Origin of the sequence: Corynebacterium tuscaniense DNF00037 (assembly GCF_000759055.1) — a bacterium.
GTDB lineage: Bacteria > Actinomycetota > Actinomycetes > Mycobacteriales > Mycobacteriaceae > Corynebacterium > Corynebacterium tuscaniense.
In genome coordinates, this window is record NZ_JRNG01000001.1 from 102,103 (window position 1) to 119,105 (window position 17,003).

The 17,003-nt window shown below is 61.4% G+C and carries 18 protein-coding genes; 4 read left to right on the top strand and 14 right to left on the bottom strand.

Features of this window, described 5'->3' with window-relative positions; all coding sequences use genetic code 11:
* Positions 1-2 precede the first annotated feature (2 nt).
* Genes ispG through dxr form a run of 3 tightly spaced genes read right to left on the bottom strand, consistent with a single transcriptional unit; the run spans position 3 to position 3,624 of the window.
* Complete coding sequence (ispG, locus tag HMPREF2129_RS00500; RefSeq protein ID WP_034661548.1) at positions 3-1,166, bottom strand: flavodoxin-dependent (E)-4-hydroxy-3-methylbut-2-enyl-diphosphate synthase; 1,164 nt, start codon at positions 1,164-1,166, stop codon at positions 3-5.
* 25 nt (positions 1,167-1,191) lie between these two features.
* A complete protein-coding gene (locus HMPREF2129_RS00505) occupies positions 1,192-2,403 on the bottom strand; it encodes a M50 family metallopeptidase (RefSeq protein WP_034661551.1) in 1,212 nt (403 codons plus the stop codon).
* A gap of 21 nt (positions 2,404-2,424) precedes the next feature.
* Positions 2,425-3,624: a 1-deoxy-D-xylulose-5-phosphate reductoisomerase gene (gene dxr / locus HMPREF2129_RS00510; protein ID WP_052092450.1), complete on the bottom strand. Its 1,200-nt coding sequence runs from the start codon at positions 3,622-3,624 to the stop codon at positions 2,425-2,427.
* Positions 3,625-3,735: 111 nt separating this feature from the next.
* On the opposite strand from dxr, the gene HMPREF2129_RS00515 reads away from it, so the two are divergent.
* Entirely contained in the window at positions 3,736-4,164 is a 429-nt protein-coding gene (locus HMPREF2129_RS00515; RefSeq protein ID WP_034661553.1) for a DUF2631 domain-containing protein, read from the top strand.
* Between the two features lie 71 nt (positions 4,165-4,235).
* Here the strand turns inward: HMPREF2129_RS00515 and rlmN are convergent, their stop codons facing one another.
* The 3 genes from rlmN to frr are packed head-to-tail and all read right to left on the bottom strand — an operon-like array spanning position 4,236 to position 6,836.
* Positions 4,236-5,342: a 23S rRNA (adenine(2503)-C(2))-methyltransferase RlmN gene (rlmN, locus tag HMPREF2129_RS00520; protein WP_034661555.1), complete on the bottom strand. Its 1,107-nt coding sequence runs from the start codon at positions 5,340-5,342 to the stop codon at positions 4,236-4,238.
* A gap of 43 nt (positions 5,343-5,385) precedes the next feature.
* Positions 5,386-6,273: a phosphatidate cytidylyltransferase gene (locus HMPREF2129_RS00525; protein WP_052092452.1), complete on the bottom strand. Its 888-nt coding sequence runs from the start codon at positions 6,271-6,273 to the stop codon at positions 5,386-5,388.
* Between the two features lie 5 nt (positions 6,274-6,278).
* Positions 6,279-6,836 (bottom strand): ribosome recycling factor, encoded by a 558-nt coding sequence (gene frr / locus HMPREF2129_RS00530; protein ID WP_034661558.1) that lies wholly within the window; start codon positions 6,834-6,836, stop codon positions 6,279-6,281.
* Positions 6,837-6,920: 84 nt separating this feature from the next.
* Between frr and HMPREF2129_RS00535 the strand changes: the two genes are divergently transcribed.
* The gene (locus HMPREF2129_RS00535; protein ID WP_034661560.1) at positions 6,921-8,000 is read left to right on the top strand and encodes an amidase family protein; all 1,080 of its coding nucleotides are present in this window, start codon (positions 6,921-6,923) and stop codon (positions 7,998-8,000) included.
* Here HMPREF2129_RS00535 and HMPREF2129_RS00540 read toward each other — a convergent pair.
* Positions 7,997-8,920, bottom strand: a complete 924-nt coding sequence (locus HMPREF2129_RS00540; RefSeq protein ID WP_034661563.1) for a DMT family transporter — start codon at positions 8,918-8,920, stop codon at positions 7,997-7,999. The two genes, HMPREF2129_RS00535 and HMPREF2129_RS00540, sit on opposite strands and share 4 nt — an antisense overlap.
* Positions 8,920-9,627 (bottom strand): UMP kinase, encoded by a 708-nt coding sequence (gene pyrH, locus HMPREF2129_RS00545; protein WP_052092463.1) that lies wholly within the window; start codon positions 9,625-9,627, stop codon positions 8,920-8,922. The genes HMPREF2129_RS00540 and pyrH overlap by 1 nt, the downstream gene beginning before the upstream one ends.
* A gap of 96 nt (positions 9,628-9,723) precedes the next feature.
* On the opposite strand from pyrH, the gene HMPREF2129_RS00550 reads away from it, so the two are divergent.
* On the top strand, positions 9,724-10,143 hold the full coding sequence (locus tag HMPREF2129_RS00550) for a hypothetical protein (RefSeq protein ID WP_034661567.1): 420 nt from the start codon (positions 9,724-9,726) through the stop codon (positions 10,141-10,143).
* A gap of 57 nt (positions 10,144-10,200) precedes the next feature.
* On the opposite strand, the gene tsf is transcribed toward HMPREF2129_RS00550, so the two are convergent.
* Positions 10,201-11,019 (bottom strand): translation elongation factor Ts, encoded by an 819-nt coding sequence (gene tsf, locus HMPREF2129_RS00555; protein WP_034661570.1) that lies wholly within the window; start codon positions 11,017-11,019, stop codon positions 10,201-10,203.
* 219 nt (positions 11,020-11,238) lie between these two features.
* Positions 11,239-12,060, bottom strand: coding sequence for a 30S ribosomal protein S2 (gene rpsB, locus HMPREF2129_RS00560; RefSeq protein WP_034661573.1), 822 nt, complete (start codon positions 12,058-12,060; stop codon positions 11,239-11,241).
* Positions 12,061-12,437: 377 nt separating this feature from the next.
* Here rpsB and HMPREF2129_RS00565 point away from each other — a divergent pair, with 377 nt between their 5' ends.
* Positions 12,438-12,962, top strand: a complete 525-nt coding sequence (locus tag HMPREF2129_RS00565) for a M23 family metallopeptidase (protein WP_034661576.1) — start codon at positions 12,438-12,440, stop codon at positions 12,960-12,962.
* On the opposite strand, the gene HMPREF2129_RS00570 is transcribed toward HMPREF2129_RS00565, so the two are convergent.
* Genes HMPREF2129_RS00570 through HMPREF2129_RS00585 form a run of 4 tightly spaced genes read right to left on the bottom strand, consistent with a single transcriptional unit; the run spans position 12,910 to position 16,963 of the window.
* A complete protein-coding gene (locus HMPREF2129_RS00570; RefSeq protein WP_034661579.1) occupies positions 12,910-13,806 on the bottom strand; it encodes a tyrosine recombinase XerC in 897 nt (298 codons plus the stop codon). The two genes, HMPREF2129_RS00565 and HMPREF2129_RS00570, sit on opposite strands and share 53 nt — an antisense overlap.
* A 52-nt stretch (positions 13,807-13,858) precedes the next feature.
* Positions 13,859-15,058 carry a DNA-processing protein DprA gene (gene dprA, locus HMPREF2129_RS00575; RefSeq protein ID WP_034661581.1) on the bottom strand — a complete coding sequence of 400 codons (1,200 nt, stop codon included), beginning with the start codon at positions 15,056-15,058 and terminating at the stop codon, positions 13,859-13,861.
* Positions 15,055-16,590, bottom strand: a complete 1,536-nt coding sequence (locus tag HMPREF2129_RS00580) for a YifB family Mg chelatase-like AAA ATPase (RefSeq protein ID WP_034661583.1) — start codon at positions 16,588-16,590, stop codon at positions 15,055-15,057. The genes dprA and HMPREF2129_RS00580 overlap by 4 nt, the downstream gene beginning before the upstream one ends.
* The gene (locus tag HMPREF2129_RS00585; protein ID WP_232218057.1) at positions 16,577-16,963 is read right to left on the bottom strand and encodes a YraN family protein; all 387 of its coding nucleotides are present in this window, start codon (positions 16,961-16,963) and stop codon (positions 16,577-16,579) included. The genes HMPREF2129_RS00580 and HMPREF2129_RS00585 overlap by 14 nt, the downstream gene beginning before the upstream one ends.
* Positions 16,964-17,003 lie beyond the last annotated feature (40 nt).

Here is a 17,003-nt window from a genome sequence, read left to right on the forward strand (position 1 = left end):
TCCTACTTTGTAACCTTGACTTCAGCCTTCGCGCCCGCGATCTCCTCAAGGCCCTCTTCTTCCGCGATGCGTTCAGCATGCGCAATGAGCGTTTCGACGATCTTCGACTCCGGTACCGTCTCCACAACCTCGCCCTTGACAAAGATCTGGCCCTTGCCGTTACCGGAAGCGACGCCGAGGTCCGCATCGCGCGCTTCACCGGGGCCATTAACTACGCAGCCCATCACAGCAACACGCAACGGATACTCCATGCCCTCCAGGCCGGCGGTGACCTCCTCGGCGAGCTTGTACACGTCCACCTGCGCGCGACCACACGACGGACAGGAGACGATCTCCAGCTTGCGCGGACGCAGATTGAGCGCCTGGAGGATCTGGTCGCCGACCTTGATCTCCTCCACCGGGTCAGCGGAAAGGGAGACGCGGATGGTGTCGCCGATCCCCTCAGCCAGGAGCGCGCCAAAGGCCACAGAGGACTTGATCGTACCCATGAACTTCGGGCCCGCCTCCGTCACACCGAGGTGCAGCGGATAATCCGTCTTCGCGGCGAGCTGGCGGTACGCCTCCACCATGAGAACCGGGTCGGAGTGCTTCACGGAAATGGCGATATCACCGAAACCATGCTCCTCGAACAGGCCGGCCTCCCATACCGCGGACTCCACGAGTGCCTCCGGGGTTGCTTTACCGTATTTCTCCAGAAGGCGCTTATCCAAGGAGCCACCATTAACACCGATGCGGATCGGAATCCCCGCATCGGCAGCAGCCTTGGCTACCTCTTTCACGCGGCCGTCGAACTCCTTGATGTTGCCCGGGTTCACGCGCACGGCGGCACACCCGGCGTCAATGGCTGCGAAGATGTACTTCGGTTGGAAGTGAATATCCGCAATAACCGGGATCGGCGACTTTTGCGCAATCGCCGGCAACGCATCCGCGTCGACCGTCTTCGGGCAGGCCACGCGCACGATGTCACAACCAGCCGCTGTCAGCTGCGCGATCTGCTGCAAAGTTGCGTTAATATCGTGCGTCTTCGTCGTCGTCATCGACTGCACACTAATCGGGTGATCGGATCCGACACCTACTCCACCCACGAACAACTGGCGGGTTTTACGACGCGGAGCAAGAGTCGGAGGCGGGCCTTCCGGGATGCCCAAACCGATGGGAAGATTCATAGACCTAAGACTAACACCGGTTCCGTCAGCCAAAGAGACGCACGGGGTTGACCACGTCGGCGACAATGACCAACACGCCCACACCCAACAGGAGCGCCGCCATCGCGTACGTGATCGGCGCCAACTTCTGGTAGTTCACCGGCTCCCCCGCCGGCAGCCCGCGCAGCGCGCGCAGCCGATCACGGATTGCTTCATACAGAACCACCGCGATGTGCCCACCATCCAATGGTGGCAGCGGGATCAGGTTGAACAGGGCCAGGAAGAAGTTCAGGGAAACCAGCAGGAAGAAGAACACCGCCCACATGGAGCGCTCCACCAGCTCACCACCGGCCCGCGACGCACCGACCACACTGATCGGCCCCTCCACATCCCGCTCCGCACCGAAGATGGACGCCGCCACCCCCGGCACCTTGCCCGGAAACGCGATGATCCCCTTCACGGATGCTGACAGCATCTCCCCGGACACACGCGCGGTTGCCGGCACTGCTTCGACCGGACCAAAGCGCTTCACGGCATCTTCCACCGGGGCATTGCTCACGCCGATCGCGCCGGCTTCAAAAGCGGTTCCTTCGGGGGTGAGGCGGGTGACGGAGGCGACGGGGACGTCGATAAGCATGCGCTCCCCTGCGCGCTCCACATCAAGCGTGACCGTCTGGCCCGGGCGTGTGAGCACGTACTCGCGGATCTCCACGAAGGTGCGCATCTCCTGGCCGTCGATGGCCAAGATCTTGTCGCCGGGGCGCACTCCCGCTTCACCGGCCGGACCAGGGCCCGCGCAGTCGGCGACCGTCCTGGCATCCACCTGGTCAGACGTGCACGACACCTCTCCCACCGTCGGGGTGCGATCTGCGTACGGGTTCGGGATACCGAACGAGACCGCCAGTAGGTACAGCACCATGAACCCGAGAAACAGGTTCATCACAATGCCACCGCTCATCACCGCAACCCGCTGCCACCACGGCTTACGGTACATCGCGTGCGGCTCTTCTTCCGGGGTGAGCGGATCCATCGCGGTCATGCCGGCGATGTCGCAGAACCCGCCGAACGGCAGCGCGGCGATGCCGTACTCCGTCTCCCCCTTCTTCACGGACACAAGCTTCGGGCCGAACCCCACGAAGAAGCGGCGCACGCGCATGCCAAAGGCTTTCGCTGTGAGCATGTGGCCGGCCTCATGCAGCGCGATCGACACAGCGATACACAGCGCGAAGGCAACAATGCCCAGGATGAATGGTCCCACGAACTGCCTTTCCGTCTGGCGCTACGCACTGATGGTTTTAACCCGCTCTATGGCGCGGGCGCGGGCCTCGGTTTCCACGGCCACGATATCGTCGAAGGATGACGGTACCACCGCAAAATCCGACGCCGAATCCAGCACATAGTCGATGGTGTCCACGATCTGGGGGAAGCGGATCTTTCCGGCTAGGAACGCGGCGGCTGCCTCTTCGTTGGCGGCGTTGTACACGGCGGGGAAGGTGTCTCGGGCGCGCGCGACATCGCGAGCAAGGCGCACGGCGGGGAAAGCCTCCTCATCGAGTGGCTCGAAGCGCCAATCCATCGCCTGCGTGAAGTCAAGCTTCGGCTGCACGTCCGCCACGCGGTCCGGCCATGCAAGGGCATGCGCGATGGGCATCTTCATCGATGGCGGTGACGCCTGCGCGATCGTCGCACCGTCCACGAAGGTCACCATCGAGTGCACGATCGACTGCGGGTGCACGGTCACATCAATGATGTCCGGGGAGATGCCAAAGAGCAGCGTCACCTCAATCAGCTCGAGGCCTTTATTCACCATCGTCGCGGAGTTCAACGTGTTCATCTGCCCCATCGACCACGTCGGATGCGCGGCAGCTTGTGCGGGGGTGGCGTCCCACATCTGCTCACGTGTTTGCCCACGGAAAGGTCCACCGGAAGCAGTAAGGACGAAGCGTTCCACATCCTCGGCCCGGCCCGCGCGTAAGCATTGCGCCATCGCGGAATGCTCTGAATCAACGGGGACGATCTCGCCGCCGCGCGCCATGACAATATCGCCGCCCGCAACGAGAGACTCCTTGTTCGCCAGCGCGAGCACCGCGCCACTGTCCAGCGTGGCCAACGTCGAAGCGAGCCCCAGCGATCCGACAAGAGCGTTCAGCACCACATCAGCGTTCACGTGGCGCACCAGCGTTTCCGCGGCCGCGTCACCGCGCAGAACCTCGCCTCCGAGCTCACGGCTTACCTCATCAGCAGCTTCTTGCTTAGCGACGCCAACCTGCCCCGCCCCCAACCCCCACTCCCGCGCCTGGGCGACGATCGTGGCTGGATCCGACCCGGCGGCGGAAATACCCACGACCTCAAAGGCATCGGGGTTGTCCCGAATGACATCTAACGCCTGCGTACCGATGGAACCCGTGGAACCCAAAATCACAACTTTGCGCACAGTTTCATTGTCACACAGAGCGGGCGGGAAGCGCTGTGGGGTCATACTAAGGGTGAGGTTCGGGGTGTTTCGGGGGGATGAATCGGAAACACAGCACCACGTGTGCCAAAATGGTGGCATTGACTCTTTTCCCTAACCCGTGTCAAGGAGTTTGCTGTGAGCGCTAAGGATGACGCACCCCAAGTCTACAACGGTGTTTCCGAGGCTGATGTGCCTTCCGCCAAGTGGGGTTGGTCTGAACTGACCCCGAAGACCATCCAGATCGCTGGTTGGGTGTCCGTGGCTTTCCTCATTGGCTTCAACTTCGGCAACCATAGGGGCCACGTGGAGACCATCTGGTTGATCGCCCTGGCAGTCCTTATTGCTCTCGGCCTCGTGCTGTTTGCCATCCGCCCGGAGCTGTCCCAGGTGCGCACTCTCACCGCTTTCAACCAGCCGGTCGGTTACGAGGAAAAGAACTGGACTGAACTCCAGCGCACCATGACCGGACCATACGCTGATCTGACCGACAGCCAGCTGCGCGCCCACAACATTGAGCCGGAGGCATTCCGCGCTTCCCGCAGCACCCAGCAACTGGGCAAGTAAGACATTTAGTTAACCCCAGCTAGCAGTTCTATGATCTGTTAGCTGGGGTTTTCTTCTGCCCCGATGTGGTGTTAGGCCTCTGCCTTTTCATCGGCGGCCAGCTGGCCGCACGCAGCAGCGATTTCTTGGCCCTTGGTGTCACGCACTGTGCACGGCACACCTTGGGCGATGACGCGGCGGACGAACTCGTCCTGGCGCTCACGCGGGGACGCGTCCCACTTCGAACCCGGGGTCGGGTTCAGTGGGATGAGGTTGACGTGGACGAGGGGGCCCAATGCGTCGTGAAGCTTTTTGCCCAGCATGTCCGCACGGAAATCATGGTCATTGATGTCGCGGATGAGCGCGTACTCGATGGATACGCGCCGGCCGGTTTGGTCCGCGAAGTAACGGGCAGCATCCAGAACGTCGGCGACGGAGAAGCGATTGTTCATGGGGACGAGGGTGTCGCGCAGTTCATCATCAGGCGTGTGCAGGGAAACCGCGAGGGTGACATTGAAGCCTTCGTCCGCAAGCTTACGGATAGCCGGCGCGAGCCCCACAGTGGACACCGTCACGTTGCGCTGCGAGATGCCAAAGCCCTCCGGCGCGGGCAAGATGATCTGACGCACCGCGGCCACCACGCGGTTGTAGTTAGCCAGTGGCTCCCCCATGCCCATAAAGACTACGTTGGTCAAGCGACCGCCTTCAGCTTCCATCATGGCGGCGGCTTCACGCACCTGGTCCACGATCTCCGCGGTGGACAGGTTACGGTCAAGCCCACCCTGGCCGGTCGCACAGAACGGGCACGCCATGCCACAGCCAGCCTGGGAGGAGATGCACAGGGTCGCGCGGCCCGGGTAGCGCATAAGTACGGATTCCAACAAGATCCCGTCGTGCAGGCGCCACAAGGTCTTGGTGGTATCACCGTTATCGGTTTCCACGGTGCGCACCGGGGTGAGCAAGCGTGGGAACAGTGCTTCCTTGACTGTCTCACGTTGAGCAGCAGGTAGGTCCGTCATCGTGGACGGGTCCGCTTCATAGCGGCCGTAGTAGTGGCGTGCGATCTGGTCGGCGCGGAACTTGGGTAGGCCGAGCTCCCCCAATGCAGTGATGCGTTCTTCAACGGTCAGGTCCGCGAAGTGCTTCGGCGGCATGCCGCGCTTGGGGGACAGCAACTGGATCTTTGGAAAATCACTCATGACGTGGCCCATTCTGCCCGGTTTGTCACGTCATAGCCAATTGTTACAGCACGACGACGTTCATCAGCAGCCACGTCGCCGCAGCCGCCGGTAGGATGCCGTCAACCCGGTCCATCATTCCGCCGTGACCTGGCAAGAGCGCAGACATATCCTTGATGCCCAGTTCACGTTTGAACTGGCTTTCCACCAAATCTCCCAGGGTGGCGCACACGACGATGCCGAGCCCGAAGATGAGTCCTGCCCACCACTGTGTCCCCAGCAGGTACATGCCGGTGAGTACACCCGTCACCGCACCGAGGATGACAGAGCCGACGAATCCTTCCCAGGATTTCTTCGGGCTTACTGCCGGTGCCATCGGATGTGAACCGAAGAGAACACCGGCGGTGTACCCACCCACATCATTGGCCACCACGCATGCGATGAACGTGATGATGAAAAATCCACCCGCGACCCCTGGCGCTTCTAGGCGGGAGATCATGGCGGCAAAGGCCCCGAACATGCCGATCCACACGAGGACAAAAATGTTCACGGCTGTGTCGCGCACATAGTTCCGTGGCGCGGTATCCGGGCCGTGGAAGAACAGGCGCGCGAACATAAGGGCCAACACGCTTACGGTGAAAGTGGCCAGCAACCCGGTATATCCAAACGGCCACGTAGACACAATCATGGATATGCCCAGCACGATGCTGGCAAAGCGGTACACACCAAAGCCGTGTTCGCGCAGGCGGGTGAAGGTTTCCCACATCGCCAGCGCGGCAGCCACGCTGACAACGGGATACCACATGACAGGCCCCACGTAGGTGGCCACGAGCACCAAGGTAATAAGCACCACACTCGTGGCAATCGCCACGGGCAGGTTTCGGCCCGCGGAGTTCTTGGGTTTAGGCAGGTGAACTCGGCGCTGGTGTTGGTTTTCAGTCGTGTCCGTCACGGAATTTAGACCTCGAGGAGCTCTGCTTCCTTCTTGCCCACCAAGTCGTCAATCTGCTCGACGTACTTGGCGGTGGTCTTGTCCAGTTCCTTCTCAGCTGCGGTCACTTCGTCCTCACCCGCGTCGCCGTCCTTCTGGATCTTTTTCAGTGCGTCCATGCCGGAGCGGCGGACGTTGCGGATGGCAATCTTGCCGTCCTCACCCTTTGCCTTGGCCTGCTTGACCAGGTCGCGGCGGCGCTCTTCGGTGAGCTGCGGGATGGTCACGCGGATGACGTGACCGTCATCGGTCGGGTTGACGCCGAGGTCGGAGTTACGGATCGCGTTTTCAATCTCACCCATCGTGGACGGGTCGAACGGCTTGATCAGCAGCATCCGAGGCTCCGGCACGGAGATGGTGGCCATCTGGTTGATCGGGGTGGGTGCGCCGTAGAAATCAGCCATGACACCGTTGAACATGGCAGGGTTCGCGCGGCCGGTGCGGATGGTCACCAGCTCAGAGCGGGTGTGTTCCACGGAGTTGGTCATGCGCTCTTCGGCGTCGAGCAATACGTCGTCGATCATGGGGTGTTCATCCTTTCATCGCGCGCATTGTGCGCGCCGTTGTCGTGTACTAACTTAGCAGCCGCTTCTACACTGAACTTCACGATGCATGCTGCTTTCACCTACCTCGACAATTCCGTCCTGCCCCAAACTGCTGGGCGGTTGGCTGGTTGGGTGATCCCCGCGAAGGATCTTTCGGATGTCGCGGGGATGCCTACCACGATGGGGAACCCCGCGCGCGAGTACAAAGCGCGCACGACCTCACCATTCCTCGCCACGCTGGTGCGCCAGGGCGCGGCGATCAACGGCAAGACTGTGACGGCGGAGATGGGTGCCACGGTGTACGCGGAGCGGGTGCCGGAGCTCGTGTCCCCTGCTTATCCGGGAGCCACACCGGGTGGTTCCTCCTCGGGTGCAGCGGTGGTTGTGGCCGAGGGGCTGCATCGCGCGGCACATGGCAGTGATGCAGGTGGATCGTTGCGGGTGCCTGCCGCCGCATGCGAAGTTGTGGGTTTCAAGCCTTCCGGCGCGGGCACCGTGGATGGGTTCCTCACCCGCACGGTCGCCGATCAGCTCACCCTTCATGGTCTGCCCCAGAATGCTTATCGACGTCTCCGCCTCGGCATCTGCACCTCTCCCCTCTTCGCCTCCAACGCACAAGTAGACGAGAAACGTGTTGCTGTGGTGGAGCGTGCGGGGGAGGTTCTGGAGGAGCTGGGAGGCGTCGATAAGCAAGTGCTTGAACCTTTCTCTGGTGCGGAGCGCGCTTTTGGCTACTTCCGTACGTTGATCACGCATAATTTTGCGGACGTGGACCCGGCAGACAGCGAATATTTGGCGTGGTTGCGGCGTGAGGGTCGCGCCTTGACCCCGGGCGATGTGACGTTGGCACGGCAACAGGCAGCGGGTGTGGCAACTCATGTGGCGGCGCAATGGGATGTGGACGTGGTGCTCACACCCACGATTGCGGCGGACCCGCCCGCGGTGGACTACTTCCCTGGTTTAGCGCCGGAGGACAGCTTCATGGCGCAAACCGAATGGTCACCGTGGTGTTCCCTGTTCAACCTCTCGGGTGGGCCTGCAGTGGCAGTGGGACCGGTTCATTTGGGTGGGCTCACCGTGGATGATGCGACGCTGCTCCAACTGGCGCAGCTGATTGAACCCGTCGTGCGCGAGTGGCGCTAAAGCGCGCGCACCAAGACCGCGCCGATGAACACGAGGACAAGGCCCACCACGCGGTTGGCGTGGAGCGGAGTTTTTGGGCTGCCAAAGAAACCGAAGCGCTCAATGACCTGACCACAGATAATCGTGCCGGCAAGCTGGCCGATGACTGTGGCGCCCGTGCCGATAATTGGCGCCAGGGTTGCCATTCCCACCACGAAGATCGCACCGAACACTCCGCCGAGCCACATCCACCACGGGCCGGGTTCAATAGTGGATAGGAGCGCCTGGCGGGAAGAACGGAAAGTCAAGCTGAGCAGAAACAGCAGTGTTGCGCCGACAGCCAAGTTGACGGCGCCCGCCTGGATCGAGCTACCCAGGACGGTGCCCAAATAACCATTGGCCGCGGTTTGAGTGGCGGAGCACATGCCCATGAAGACACCGAAGGCACGCCAACCCCACAGGGAGCCGCCACCCGCGTGGCCTCTTATTGCTCCGTCGCTATTGTGACGGAGAACGTGAATGCACACGATACCAGCCAGGACCACGACCGCGCCAAGCAAACGCAGCGCACTGGCTTCCGTTTGGGGCGCCCCGAAGATGCCAAACTGGTCGATGACCAACGCCATGATCACTTGGCCCAGGATGGGTATGACCACAGTTTCCACGCTGCCCAACCGCGGGAACAGCAGCACGTTGCCGGTGAGGAACACGGTGCCCATGACACCGCCGATCCACACCCACCAGGGTTCCGCAGCAGCGGCTGCAAAATCCCAGCGGAATCCAGAAATGGCCACGGCCAGGGTCACCGCGCACAGAAACGCGACGGTGAAAGAGTAAAAGCTCGTGGGTAAGGGCGCACCCACGCTCGTGCGCAGGCGACTGTTCACCGCGGTCTGGGCAGGGATGACCGCCCCAACCGCCATCGCGGCGAGAATGAGCATTACTTCACGAGGGTGCCGATGCGCTCCCCCGCAACCGCCCGCGCAATATTGCCTTCCTTGAGCAGATTGAACACCAGGATCGGCATGTTGTTATCCATGCAGAGGCTGAAAGCAGTGGCGTCGGCGACCTTGAGGTCCTTCTCCAGTGCCTCACGCGGAGAAATCTCGCTGAAGAGCTCAGCGTCCGGGTTCGTGCGTGGGTCGTCGGAATACACGCCGTCGACTGCTTTGGCCATGAGCAGAACATCACACCCGATTTCCAGGGCGCGCTGCGCGGCCGTGGTGTCGGTGGAGAAGTACGGCATACCCATGCCGGCACCGAAGATGACCACGCGGCCCTTCTCCAGGTGGCGGGATGCACGCAGCGGCAGGTACGGCTCCGCCACCTGCGCCATGTTGATCGCGGTCTGCACACGGCAGTCCACGCCCTCCTGCTGCAGGAAGTCCTGCAGCGCCAGGCAGTTCATCACGGTGCCCAGCATGCCCATGTAGTCCGAGCGTGCACGGTCCATGCCGCGCTGCTGCAACTGCGCGCCGCGGAAGAAGTTACCGCCACCGATCACCACGGCGATCTCGGTACCACCACGGGCAACTTCAGCGATCTGCTTGGCCACACTTTCAACCACATCAGGGTCAATGCCGACCTTGCCCCCACCGAACATCTCACCACCAAGCTTCAGCATCACTCGCTTGTAGCCTGTACGCATGGGTGCCGTGGCTTCGGTCACGTTTGTCAACTCCTTTGAAAAGGGGGTCAGATACACTCGGCGACAATCTTACGCTGCCGGAGGAGAAGGACCCAGATGCGCGCCAAACTCACTACTGCCGCCCTTTCCTGTTTGCTACTAACAGCCTGTGGCACACACCCGGAGCAGCACGCGCTGCAGGACGCGTTGGCAGAACACGCGGGTGACGCTTCTGTCACGCTGCATGTCAGCGACGTTTATCCCAAGGCCACGCAAGTCCTCCTTGTTTGCCCGTACGCGGGCCAGACGGCAAATGACATGCTTGGCCGTCACGTGTTTCGCAATCTTGAGGACGCCAACGATGCCACCAACTGGGTGCTCGTCCAACAACCCAACAACGCTGTGAACAAAGTTGCCCTAGAACGATCCCACATTGACCTCTGCAAAGGTGCTGCCGACCCGGTGTTGGCACTAAACGCGGATGCGCAAATGCGGTTTGAGAGGCGGGACGGGGTGTGGGCGTTGGAACGTCGATAAGCAAAAAGCCCCAGGCGAACCTGGGGCACATGCTGTGTGAGGGCTTTGAGCTAGGGCTTAAGCCTGGCCAACCTCGAAACGGACGAAGTCCTTGACCTCAATGCCGTTCTCCTCAGTGAACTGACGGACGGTCTTCTTGGAGTCAGCCAGGGACGGCTGCTCGAGCAGAGCAACGTCCTTGAAGAAGCCGCCGAGACGACCTTCGACGATCTTCTCGATGGCAGCTTCCGGCTTGCCCTCGTTGCGGGTGATCTCTTCCTGGACTGCGCGCTCCTTCTCCACGACATCAGCCGGGACAGAGTCCTTGTCCAGGTAACGAGCCTTCATAGCAGCGATCTGCAGAGCAACCTGGTGTGCAGCCTCAGCGTTGTCACCGGTGTAGGACACAAGCACGCCCACTGCCGGCGGCAGGTCTGCAGCCTTCTGGTGCAGGTACTTAGCGATGTTATCGCCCTCAACGGTAGCCGCACGACGCAGCTCGAGCTTCTCGCCGATCTTTGCGGACAGTGACTGCAGGACATCAGCAGCAGTCTCACCATTGACGTCAGCACCAGCGAGCTCCTCAACGGAGTTAGCCTTCACAGCGGCAGCCGCATCAGCAATCTGCTGGGCAATCTGCTTGAACTCATCGTTCTTAGCCACGAAGTCAGTCTCAGAGTTGATCTCAACGATGGTGTTGCCGGAGACAGCCACCAGGCCCTCGAGAGCGTTGCGCTCAGCGCGCTTGCCCACGTCCTTGGCACCCTTGATGCGCAGGATCTCAACGGCCTTGTCAAAGTCGCCGCCGGATTCTTCCAGGGCCTTCTTGCAATCGAGCATGCCGGAGCCGGTGGTTTCGCGCAGCTTCTTCACGTCTGCAGCGGTGTAGTTCGCCATAGTGGGGCGCCCCTCCTCGTGGTGGTTGTTCAAAGTATGTAAAAGGTCAGTTGACAGCGTAGTGCACGCATGCCGGACCGGCATGCCCAGCTCGCTAGAACCAACTGTGTTGTGAGGAAACCCCCGTGCCCGCGCGTCCGTCACGCTCTCGTGCGAGGCGAGGCGGACGGGACGCTATACCGGACGCGGGGGTTGCCTGTTGTGAGGTTTAGCCTCAGCTTAGTTTTCGGAAGCTGCTTCAGCTGCCGGTGCTTCCGCTGCTGCCTCAGCCTGCTCTGCGGCCGGAGCCTGCTCTGCCGCCTCAGCTGGTGCGTCGCCTGCTGCTTCGCGTGCCTTGGCCAGAGCGCGCTCTTCGCGCTGCTGCTTACCAGCAACAACTGCCTCACCGATGATGTGGGTGAGAACCTTGACGGAGCGGATTGCGTCGTCGTTGCCCGGGATCGGGTAATCAACAACATCCGGGTCACAGTTGGTGTCCAGGACTGCCACGACCGGGATGCGCAGCTTCTGTGCCTCGGAGACAGCGATGTGCTCCTTGTTCGTGTCCACGATCCACAGTGCGGACGGGGTCTTGGTCATCTCGGAGATGCCGCCCAGGACGCGCTCCAGCTTGGTGCGCTCGCGGGTGAGCATGAGGATTTCCTTCTTGCCGCGGCCTGCGTAGCCATCCTCGGCTGCGTCCATGGCCTGCAGTTCCTTCATACGGGCGAGGCGCTTGGACACGGTCTGGAAGTTGGTCAGCATGCCACCGAGCCAGCGGTGGTTGACATACGGCATGCCCACGCGCTGTGCTTCTTCCTGGACCGGCTCCTGGGCCTGCTTCTTGGTGCCCACGAACAGGATGGTGCCGCCGTGTGCGACGGTCTCCTTGACAAATTCGAATGCTTCATCGATGTAGGTCAGCGTCTGCTGCAGGTCGATGATGTAGATGCCGTTGCGGTCGGTGAAGATGAAGCGACGCATCTTCGGGTTCCAACGACGCGTCTGGTGGCCGAAGTGCACACCTGCGTCGAGGAGTTCACGCATGGTTACAACTGCCATGGGAATGTCTCCTTTGGAGTAAATATTCTCGGTTTCTTGTCTTGTTGTGTGGGTTTGCCCCACACCCTGGCGGTGAGCCACACTCGCGCCTTCCGTGGAATCAATAATTTTTCCGTGGACATGGAACTGCCCACAGGTGATTCACAAGAAGGACCGATGCAAGTGGTGACACCTGCTCCACTACACCTATCGAAGATAGGCTATGACCAGGCATTTTCACCGCGCGTAGTCAACTCGCCCGAATGGACTCGTTGCTGCCGTGTAAGTCTACATTGCTCCAGCGTATGCGCCAATTTATGGCGCGGCCCTGTGGATAGCTTGTCGTTTTCCACAGGCCCTTTTCGCTTATCGACGCCCCCTTCCCCACAATCGAACCCATGATTCCTTTTCAGCGTTTGTTCTTTGCCGTGGGAGTAGCAGTAGCAACCCTCCTTGGTGGTTTCTGCCCTGCGTGGGCATACGTGGATCCGACGACTGGCGCATCGAGTGCCACGCGGGTCACGCGCGGGGCTGACATCCCGGAGAAGAACTGGATGCGCGGCCACCGCGGTGTGGATTTGACGGCACGCACCGGGCAAGACATTGTGGCAGCCGAAGACGGCGTGGTGGCCTTCGTGGGTGTGGTGGTGGGGGTTCCGGTGATCTCCATCGACCATGCGGACGGTATCCGCACCACGTACCAACCGGTGTTCCCCACCGTGGCGGTCGGGGATGTTGTCCAGGAAGGGCAACCGATTGGCCGGATGGCGCCACCAAATGGGGATCACGATGGGCTGCACTGGGGCGCCAAGACGGGACCGGACACCTACATCAATCCGCTGACGTTGCTAGACACACCGACTATTCGTCTTAAGCCCGTGGATGGGCTTGGTCGTACACCGATTTCAGGCGCTGTGCGCTGACGTGGGTATAAATCTGCGTGGTCTGCAAGGAGGAGTGTCCAAGGAGTTCCTGCACAACTCGAAGGTCCGCACCACCTTCAAGCATGTGGGTGGCGGCGCTGTGGCGCAGCGCGTGCGGGCTTAAGTCACTGTCGCCAGTGCGTTGCGCGGCACGTTCCACGACTCGGCGGACCTGGCGCACGTCAATACGCCTACCACGCGAGCCGAGGAACAGTGCATGTCCGGCGGCCCCCTCTTTATTCTTCGCAGCCAACTCGCCTCGGCGCGACAGCCACGCATCAAGCGCAGTGCACGCATTATCTCCAAAAGGAACAACGCGTTGTTTATTGCCTTTACCCGTGACCTTGGCTAAACCACGGCTGAGGTCTACATCGTCCACATCCAGTCCGGTGAGTTCGGAGACGCGCATGCCCGTGGCATAGAGCAGCTCAAGCATCGCACGGTCACGGGCTGCCTCAGGCCCATGGGCGTCCGGGTTGATCTGTGCCTCAACGAGCTCTTGGGCACGCTTCGGGCTCACCACATCGGGTAGGTGACGGTTCACTTTCGGAGTGACCAAGCGGGCAGCCACATCGGATTCAAGGTGGCCATGTTCGTAGGCCCAGGTAGAAAACGCGCGGGCCGCAGCAGTACGTCGCGCCATGGTAGAGCGGGCCAGCCCGGCGCGCATGCCGGCGGCGAGCCAGGAGCGGAGGGTGGGAAGGGTGAAGTCGTCAAAAAGCGGGGCGAATTCCGCAAGTGACCGTATGTCACTGCGGTACCCCTTGACTGTGGCTTCGGAGCGACCTTTGACCAGGAGGGCGTAGTCAGCGAAGTCATCGATCACCGCGTTGAGTTGCGTCATGGTGCCCTCCTGCCGTTTTTAGATCTCCTGGCAGTATATGGCCACTCCTGGGTTAGGCGGGGATGCCCGCTCCATCGGCTCTTTCCCAGAGCTGGCCTTTGCGGATGACCATGCCCTTCTTGTTCAGGTCCATGAGAAGATGGACCGTCAGACCAATGGTGAAGCCACATGCCTGGGCAACGTCCCCCGCCTCAAGGCCACCAGTATCGGCGAGTGGCAGGGAATCATAGACCCGCAGCTCGTTGCGAGAGAGTTGCTGGATGGCGTTTGCGGCGTAGTCCAATTCGAGCTGGCCGTCCACATCCGATGTGCCGATGGGGCTGAGCTTCTCGTGCGCATCATCGGCGCTCAACACCATGGCTGCGCGCTCATCACGGATGGCCAGATTCGTGCCCAAGGACCCCGGCCCGAGGATGGGCCCCGGCACCGCCATGCCCACTCGGTTGAACACTTCCACCCACTTCAGAGTGTTCAACGCACCGGACCGGAACGCTGCTTCCACAACGATGGTGCCCTGCGTGAGCGCGGCCACAAGCCGATTCCTGGTGAGGAAGCGGTGGCGGTCCGGGGTCATTCCGGGTGGATACTCGGTGACAATCGCTCCTCCCTCACTCGCGACCCTTGCAAACAACTGCTCATTACGCCGCGGGTACACCTGCCCGGCACCACACGCCGCAACAACAACGGTTGTGCCGCCAGCATCGAGAGCCGTGGAGTGCGCCACCGTGTCAATTCCCAACGCCCCGCCGGAGACAATGGTGTGCTGGTGGCGTGCCAGTCCCTTACATAGATCAGTCGTGGCATGACGCCCGTACGCGGAGGCGGCGCGTGTACCCACGATCCCCACCGCACTGGCAAACAACTGCGCCAGGCTCTCATTGCCCCGCACCCACAACGCGTGTGGCGCATAGGCATCAGGTGGCAGACTCAACCTGTTCCCCACTGCTTCACGCATGGCTTTTGCGCGGGCCACATCGAAGGACGCTGCGATCTCATCACGCGGCCAGTGCTCCGATTCGGGAGTGAGCAACACGAAGCCTTCCCGTTCCGCCGCTGCGAGGTCCTCCGATGGTTGATCCCACGTGTATCGCGATTCCGTAGCCGGCCCCAAACCTCCGAGCCAACTCGCACGAGTACGGATGCCGTGTGCAATCTCATCAGCATCACGCCCCGCGTCAAGCAGTGCCAACAAGTGCCGGTTTGGACCTTCCACCACGCGGTTCAGGTATGCCCAGGATTCAAGCGAACTCATGCTGCAACCCCCTGCTGTTCCGTTTCACGCAGGCTCAGCGCATCCATCACCTCTGCCAGACGCGGTGTGTCCACCCCGGCAAGATCCGCCAGTGTCCACGACAGACGAAGCAGCCGGTCCACGCCACGCTGACTGATCATGCCATCGGCCAAAGCGGTACTGATCACGCCCATGCCGTCCTCCGCAGCCGGGAAATCTCGCCGCAGTACCGCGCCGGGGACACGCCCATTCGTCGTGGCTGATAATCCCGCTTTAGCCCACCGCCATTGGGAGCGGTCCCGCGCGGCCAGCACACGCTGCGCAATCACTGCGGAAGATTCCTGATCCGACGCCGTGACAACACCACCCACGGAGGTGGTGTTCAAGCAGATATCAATACGGTCCCGCAGTGGCCCCGATAGGTTTCGCAGGTACTTCGCACGCTCGCCAGAGGAACACTCGCATTTCGCCGCATTGTCTACACCACAGCGGCACGGATTCGCGGCCATGATGAGCTGGAAATTCGCCGGATACACTACCACCCGGCGCGCGCGTGTGAGCTGCACCTCGCCCTTCTCCAGGGGGACACGCAGGGCGTCGAGGGTGCGGGCGTCGATCTCGCTGACCTCGTCTAGAAAGAGCACCCCATGATGCGCATGGCTCACCGCGCCGGGTCGTGGAATACCAGAGCCACCGCCAATCAGCGCTGCTCTGCCTAACGACGGATGCGGTGCCACAAACGGCGCCCTCATAATCACCTCCCCCGAGGAGTTCCCCGAGATTGAATGAATCGCGGTTGCTTCCACCACCTGCTCGGGCGACAGGTCCGGCAAGATCGACGGCAACCTTTCCGCCAGCATCGATTTGCCGGAGCCCGGCGAACCAATCATGAGCATGTGGTGCGCACCCGCTGCCGCAATTTCCATAGCGCGGCGTTCATGGAGCTGGCCGATCACGTCCCGGAAATCGGGCACACGGACCGGCTCCACCGTATGTGTCACGGTTTCGAGGCCAGGCAGTTCGCTCTCCCCGATCGCCCACTGCCACGCTTCACTGAGCGTGTGTGCAATCCTAACCGCCGGGTGTCCAATGAGTGCAGCTTCCTGCGCATTGCCAGCGGGGATGATCACATGATCAATCTCACCGCCATCCGGATGGCCATGCAGCGCTTGCGCGATGATCTGCAAAATGCCATCCACTCGGCGCAGCCCACCGGATAGGGCCAACTCCCCCACGATGAGCGAACGCTTCAATCTCCGCTCCGCCCGCGGATCCATGCTGGCGAGGACCGCCAACGCAACAGGAAGATCAAAATGGGAGCCCGACTTAGGCAGATTCGCCGGCGACAAGGACACCATGATTTTTGTGCGCGGCCATGGCAGCACCGAATTCGCTACGGCGGTGCGAATACGGTCACGGGACTCCCCCACCGCTTTGTCTCCCAAGCCAACGATGTGGATCCCGGGGAGCCCCGGTCCTACATTGGCCTCCACCGTGACAAAGTGAGCATTAACGCCTTCAACAGCCGCACTGTACGTACTAGCAAGCGCCATCTTCAACCCCCTGGTACATGCGGTGGAAGAAGTCGTGGCCGTTGTAAAGCACCTCCACGACGTCGAAACGCACTAGCGAATAAGGCTGACCCATCAACCACTCCGATGCGGCTGCGCGGATGCGGTTGAGCTTGCGCGCTGTTACCGCCTCCGCCGCCCCAAAGCTGTGCCCACGCCGCGTTTTCACCTCGATGAAAACAATCGTTCCGTCCTCCGCACGAGCAATCACATCGATTTCACCCCGCCTGGTTCTGTACCCAAGCTGGACAATCTCATACCCCATCTCCTCATACCAGGCAGCCGTACTTGATTCACCGAGCGTGCCCAGCACCCACGGGTTCGTATCCAAACCAGTGTCAGGCGTACTTTTCACCATCGTCTTCTCCGATCTTTTGTGTTAACTTGCACCGCGC

Excerpts from the sequence above, each read along its gene's own strand:
- frr (WP_034661558.1), bottom strand. The coding sequence starts at position 6,836 with ATGATCGACGACGTATTGCTCGACGCCGAAGAGCGCATGACCAACTCC.
- dxr (WP_052092450.1), bottom strand. The coding sequence starts at position 3,624 with ATGACCCCACAGCGCTTCCCGCCCGCTCTGTGTGACAATGAAACTGTG.
- HMPREF2129_RS00540 (WP_034661563.1), bottom strand. The coding sequence starts at position 8,920 with ATGCTCATTCTCGCCGCGATGGCGGTTGGGGCGGTCATCCCTGCCCAG.
- HMPREF2129_RS00535 (WP_034661560.1), top strand. The coding sequence starts at position 6,921 with ATGCATGCTGCTTTCACCTACCTCGACAATTCCGTCCTGCCCCAAACT.
- rpsB (WP_034661573.1), bottom strand. The coding sequence starts at position 12,060 with ATGGCAGTTGTAACCATGCGTGAACTCCTCGACGCAGGTGTGCACTTC.
- HMPREF2129_RS00570 (WP_034661579.1), bottom strand. The coding sequence starts at position 13,806 with ATGACGCAACTCAACGCGGTGATCGATGACTTCGCTGACTACGCCCTC.
- ispG (WP_034661548.1), bottom strand. The coding sequence starts at position 1,166 with ATGAATCTTCCCATCGGTTTGGGCATCCCGGAAGGCCCGCCTCCGACT.
- rlmN (WP_034661555.1), bottom strand. The coding sequence starts at position 5,342 with ATGAGTGATTTTCCAAAGATCCAGTTGCTGTCCCCCAAGCGCGGCATG.
- HMPREF2129_RS00565 (WP_034661576.1), top strand. The coding sequence starts at position 12,438 with ATGATTCCTTTTCAGCGTTTGTTCTTTGCCGTGGGAGTAGCAGTAGCA.
- dprA (WP_034661581.1), bottom strand. The coding sequence starts at position 15,058 with ATGAGTTCGCTTGAATCCTGGGCATACCTGAACCGCGTGGTGGAAGGT.
- pyrH (WP_052092463.1), bottom strand. The coding sequence starts at position 9,627 with ATGCGTACAGGCTACAAGCGAGTGATGCTGAAGCTTGGTGGTGAGATG.
- tsf (WP_034661570.1), bottom strand. The coding sequence starts at position 11,019 with ATGGCGAACTACACCGCTGCAGACGTGAAGAAGCTGCGCGAAACCACC.
- HMPREF2129_RS00550 (WP_034661567.1), top strand. The coding sequence starts at position 9,724 with ATGCGCGCCAAACTCACTACTGCCGCCCTTTCCTGTTTGCTACTAACA.
- HMPREF2129_RS00580 (WP_034661583.1), bottom strand. The coding sequence starts at position 16,590 with ATGGCGCTTGCTAGTACGTACAGTGCGGCTGTTGAAGGCGTTAATGCT.